We start from the raw sequence: 2,583 nt of genomic DNA, 5'->3' as shown, positions 1-2,583 counted from the left end.
ATTTATAATGTGATTACTTACTTTTTATTTTTTAAATGATCAGGAGCTCTTTTGGAAGCCAAATATAAACATTTATATTGGTCTCCATGCGCTGCACATTGCATTGATTTGATATTTGAGGATATATTCAAAATCCCAAATTTGAAAAAGACACACGAGAGAGCGGTCATGGTAAATGGCTACATTTACAATAGGCCATCTTTGTTGAACATGATGAGACGATTCACTAAAGGAATAGATATGGTTCGACTTGCGAAGACACGATTTGCCACCGCCTTTCTTACTTTGAAAAGATTTCAAGTTCAAAAGGCTAATTTACAAAAAATGTTCACTTCAGAGGCATGGGCCACGAGTAAGTATGCAAAAGAAGCGCAAGGTAAGACAGTAGCTAGTGTGATGATGATGCCTTCTTTCTGGAATACTATTGCTTATGCAATGAAGATAGCTGGACCTTTAGTGAAAGTTTTGAGGTTGGTGGATGGTGAGAATAAACCACCAATGGGTTACATATACGAGGCCATGGATAGGGCTAAAGAAGCAATTATGGCCTCTTTTGCCAACAATGAAGAGAAGTACAAGAATGTTTTTGAGATAATTGATAGAAGATGGTCAATTCAGCTCCACCGACCTTTACATGCAGCTGGACATTTTTTAAATCCTGAATTTTTCTATGCTAATCCTAATATGGAGAAGGATGTGGAAGTTATGAAGGGATTGTATGATTGCATAGAAAGGCTGATGCCCAATTCTCACTTGCAAGATAAGATTATTGAGGAGATTCCAATGTATAAAAAGGCAGAAGGATTGTTTGGAATGAATATAGCCATCAGACAGAGAAGTGCAAGAGCACCAGGTAATGAATAATTTTTAAAATGAATGATTTTATTATTCAATCATAGTATATTACTTATTTTTTAGTTTAATAGTTGTCTTTTTTTTATTTACTAGCCGAGTGGTGGTCTTCTTTTGGATCTTCAACACCAAATTTACAGAGTTTTGCTATGAAAATACTTAGCCTTACTTGTAGTGCATCCGGCTGTGAGAGAAACTGGAGTGTATTTGAGCAAGTAAGTATACTTTATTTCATATGTATTAGTGTATTACAAATTATTAATTATAACGTGATAAAGTTTCGTTTAAAGTTCGATGACTAATTATTCTATTAATTCATGCAGCTTCACACTAAGAAAAGAAACAGATTACATCAAGCCCGTTTGAATAACTTAGTATACATCAAATATAATAGGGCTTTGAGACGCCGATATGATGCACGGGCTACCATTGATCCAATTTCATTGGAGAATATAGATGATAGCAATGAGTGGATGTTAGGGAAAGTTGACGGAGCAAGTGATGAGGAGGATGCTCTTGTACATGATGGTCATGACTTGACTTGGAGTGATGTAGCTCGAGCTTCAGGAATTGAAGAAGAGGCATATAATTTTCGAGCTAAGGCAACAAAGGGTGGAGCATCAAGTTCTAAGACAATCAAGAAGTCTCTTCCATCTAAGTCAGATGCACCTCGTCAATTGTTTCAATTGATTGATGAAGAGGAAGAAGAAAAAGAACTTAATATTAATGATATTGAAGAAGAGGTTGAGTACAAGTCAGATGAATTTGAAGAAGATGAAGAGCATGGAGAAGAAGACTTGGGTTTTGATGATTCTGATTATTAAGAATTTAAGATATTATTTTGCTTTATATTTATGAATTATGAATTATGGATTGGACTATGGTTGTAGTTTATAAGCTTTTTGACATTTGCCTCACTTAACATTTGATATTTGCAATAGGAGATTTTGCATATAGAATTTAATTATATTATATTTTATGAAATTTATTAATAGTATAAATTATTTTATTATTGTTATAATATTGCGCCATATTTCAATATGGCGCACGCCGCGCCGTGCGCCGTGCGCCATGGCTCGAGTATGCCTTAGCGCCATAATGCGCCATACGCCATTAACAACACTGGTCCTAATGCTATTGAGTTATGATGGTCAACAAAAAAGCATCTATTTTATCGTTTAGGGACTTTTGTGGCTAGTTATCTATAGTCATGAGTATGCATGTTGCTATTGCTATGCCTGGGTAAAAGACTCGTGTCTTTCCAAACAAGTGCGATGCCTGCGTAAGTGTCAAAAAAGACGTCTTCCAAAAATAAATTCAAGTGCCTGCCATTGCTAATGACGCTATTAAGATGTGTCTACCTAGAAGTGTCCATATGTGTGTCATGGATCACGTTGATCCTATCAGTCTGCTAACTAATGTTTATCAAGCATGTTCCTTTGCCTTGTAAATACATAGACGAAGAAAACAAGTAATGGCAACGTGATCAACTAAAAATAGCCTTTCATCTACTATAACGTGTGAACCTAAGAGGTATGTCTGTGTGTGTCATTAATCATGTTAATCTTCCAAGTGTTTGCAATCCATGTTGAACACCTTAAGAAGATTTACCATATTCAACTAGAGGAAAAGTATTAAAAAAAATAATTAAAAATATTTAGTTTGGTTTTGTACTACTGTGTTTCCTAATGAATTTTAGTTGATTTATATTTAGAATCAAGTGTAATTATT

General features: G+C 34.8%; 2 protein-coding genes. Both read left to right on the top strand.

The features are described from left to right. Positions 1-51: 51 nt before the first annotated feature. Positions 52-864, top strand: a complete 813-nt coding sequence (locus AC220I_RS21125) for a DUF domain-containing protein (protein ID WP_486725848.1) — start codon at positions 52-54, stop codon at positions 862-864. A gap of 305 nt (positions 865-1,169) precedes the next feature. Continuing rightward, positions 1,170-1,676, top strand: coding sequence for a hypothetical protein (locus tag AC220I_RS21120; RefSeq protein WP_486725847.1), 507 nt, complete (start codon positions 1,170-1,172; stop codon positions 1,674-1,676). Positions 1,677-2,583: the final 907 nt, after the last annotated feature.

It is taken from the genome of Fusibacter sp. (assembly GCF_057447755.1).
This window is presented reverse-complemented; position numbering and strand designations above follow the sequence as displayed.